Origin of the sequence: Paraburkholderia sp., assembly GCF_034668105.1 — a bacterium.
Classification (GTDB): Bacteria; Pseudomonadota; Gammaproteobacteria; order Burkholderiales; family Burkholderiaceae; genus Paraburkholderia.
Map to the genome: position 1 here is coordinate 1 of NZ_JAXDPY010000330.1, position 2,850 is coordinate 2,850.

Here is a 2,850-nt window from a genome sequence, read left to right on the forward strand (position 1 = left end):
TGCAACGTGCGCAACGCGAGGTCCGTTTCCGCGAGGCCGAACGTGTGCGTGCTCATGCGCGTGACCTGATGACGATCGGCGGCGATTAGCTGAAGCGCCAGTTCGACCGACTGATAACTATGCCCACGCATGCCCTTCACCGTCAGAAAGCGCGCGATGATCATGTCGCTGTTGAACTCGGGGATCGGTTTGCGTTTCTGGCCGCCAAGAATCACGGTGCCGCGTTTGCGCGCCAGCTGGATCGCGGTCGTGACCGTGGCGGTGCCGCCCGACGCGCAGTCGATGGTGAGGTCGGCCATCGCGCCGCCGGTCAGATCGGCGACCCGTTCGAGCACGTCTTCGGTATCCACCGTAACGGTGTGATCCGCGCCGAGTTGCTTCGCGAGTGCGAGACGCCGTTGATCGGTCGGCGTGGATAATCCCGTCACGATGATTTGCGCCGCACCGGCTTCACGTGCCGCGACGACGCACGATAGCCCTTGCTGGCCCGGCCCCTGAATTACCACCGTTTGCCCCGGCCCCGCGCCGCCTTGCAAATAGGCCCATTCGATACCGTTGCCAAGCGGCAGCGCGAGCGCCGCATGTTTGGGCGCCACCCTCGACGGCACGCGATGAAACACCGTATTCAGTTCGAGAAACTGATACTGGCTGAAACCGCCCCAGAAGCCGGGCTCGGTGCGTAAGCCGGTTGCGCCATAACGCATGCCGCCGAGCCGCCAGTCGGTGGCATCGCAGAGACGGAATTCGTTGCACAGGCAGTACTCGCAGTGGCCGCACGGAAGGTACTCCTCGAGCGCGACGTAGTCGCCTTCCTTCAGGCCCCAGCGTTTGCGCGCGAGTTCGCCGGCTTCTTCAATGTGGCCGACGGATTCGTGCCCGAGGATCAGCGGCCCACGGCTTTGCGGCAGCTGCTGATAGTAGGGGCCGTCGCTGCCGCATACACCGGTAATCGCGACGCGCAGCAGTCCCGTCGACGATGTGACGGCAGGCCGCTCGAAACGGCGGATTTCAGTGCGGCCAGGTTCGACGGCCACCGCCGCGCTGAAGCTCGCCGACGAAGGCGAAAGCGAAGGCGAGCGTGAGGATGAAGGCACAGCGGTTTGCGGTTGCATTGGGTTCATACCGTATCGCGCGCGCAGTATTCCGGGGAGGCTGCGCGCGCGTCCTCGCTAGATCGTGGTGTGGGCCTTGCCGGCTTCCGCGTGCAACGCGTCTTTGGCGCCTTCATTGAACGGCAGATCGCGCTGTAACACGATCGCCACCGAGCGCACCTGTTGCGATTGCGGATCACGTCCGGGCGGTTGAACGCCTTTTTCCGCGAGCGCACGCGCGGCCTTCATCAAGCGGTGACGCACCATGATGATGCCGTTGTCGGTCGAGACCAGATTTTCGCGCGTGCGGTCCTGGATCGGCCCCATGCTCTCCTGCAACGACGCGTCCTGCATGCCGATGCCCTCGACGCCGCTATACGACGTGCCGGCCTTCTGCGCGGCGCGATCCATCAGGTAGTTGTTCTCCTTGTTCTGCAACGGCCGATAGGTGCCCGGCACGTAGCGCACGTGAATGCCCTTGCCGTCCTTCATCGCCTGCACTTCTTCCGTAGTCAGATCGCGCGTGGGATGGTAGTCGAAGCTCCACGCCCAGCAGTGCTCGTCGTCGATCGGCACCCAGAAATGGCCGTGTACCGGATGGTCTCCACGCGGCGGCACCATGGTGAAACAGGGCATTACCCACGGCGTGATGCGCCAGTAGTATTTGTCGTCTTCCGCATTGCGGCGCGCGCCGATGTAGAGACCGCCGGTTGCGTCGACGACTTCGAACACCGGGCTGAAATCGCTCAGGTTGTACTGGTTGCCGCGTGCGCCCTTGAAAAGCGGATCGGAGTTCAGCGCGCCGCGATGCAGGAACGACACGTGGCTCGAATCGACGCCGCCTTCGAGCGCCTGCAGCCAGTTGCTTTCCTGCAGGCGTTTGGTCATGAACGACTGGCTGGTGGGCACGGTCGAGAATTCGTACGCGGGCAGAGGCGGCTGGTGTTCCGGCGGCCCCATGTAGACCCAGATCACGCCGCCTTGCTCGACGAGCGGATAAGACTTTAGCTTGATCTTCTTGCAATAGCCGCTTTCCGCCGGCTCCGACGGTACATCGACACATTGGCCGTTCACGTCGTATTTCCAGCCGTGATACGGGCAACGGATGCCGCCTTCCTCATTGCGGCCGAACCACAGCGACACGCCGCGATGCGCGCAGAACTCATCGATCAGGCCAAGCTTGCCCTCCGAATCGCGGAACGCCAGCATGCGCTCCGACAGCAGTTGCAGACGCACGGGCTCGCCGCCCGCTTGCGCCACTTCCTCCGACAACAGCGCCGGCAGCCAGAAGCGCCGGAACAGTTCGCCCATCGGCGTGCCGGGGCTCGTTTGGGTCAGCAGATCGTTGTCCTGTTTCTTCAGCATTCGGTTGCCTCTTCGATGTCCGTGGTGTTCGTGAATTATTTTACTTTCCGTGTGTTCCGTATAAAGGAACACTGTTCTTCCAATGAGAACAAAGTTATCATTCGGCTCACTGGCTGTCAAACAGAGAATGGAGAACGGAGATGCAGAAGACGTGTGCGCGGATAGCGTTATGCAATAAGGGCGATGTCGGGCAAGGGCAGGCCATCAGGATCGAAAAGCACGGCCTCACGCTGGCGGTGTTCAATCTGGAAGGTGAATACTTCGTGACGGACGACGCGTGCACGCATGGTCCGGGGTCGTTGTCGGAGGGCTGTATCGAGGGGGACACCGTCGAGTGCGATTTCCATAACGGCGCGTTCAACATTCGCACCGGCGAAGTGGTCACGCCCCCTTG

General features: G+C 62.3%; 3 protein-coding genes. 1 reads left to right on the forward strand and 2 read right to left on the reverse strand.

What is annotated here, in order from left to right; translation table 11 throughout:
* Both QOC89_RS15100 and QOC89_RS15105 read right to left on the reverse strand, forming a co-directional pair.
* Nucleotides 1–1,121: zinc-binding dehydrogenase (locus QOC89_RS15100; protein ID WP_323045741.1), on the reverse strand; the 1,121-nt coding region annotated here is incomplete at its 3' end.
* A gap of 48 nt (nucleotides 1,122–1,169) precedes the next feature.
* Nucleotides 1,170–2,456, reverse strand: a complete 1,287-nt coding sequence (locus tag QOC89_RS15105) for a Rieske 2Fe-2S domain-containing protein (RefSeq protein ID WP_323045742.1) — start codon at nucleotides 2,454–2,456, stop codon at nucleotides 1,170–1,172.
* A 140-nt stretch (nucleotides 2,457–2,596) separates the two neighbouring features.
* Between QOC89_RS15105 and QOC89_RS15110 the strand changes: the two genes are divergently transcribed.
* A partial coding sequence (locus tag QOC89_RS15110) for a Rieske 2Fe-2S domain-containing protein (protein WP_323045743.1) occupies nucleotides 2,597–2,850 on the forward strand: 254 nt, incomplete at its 3' end.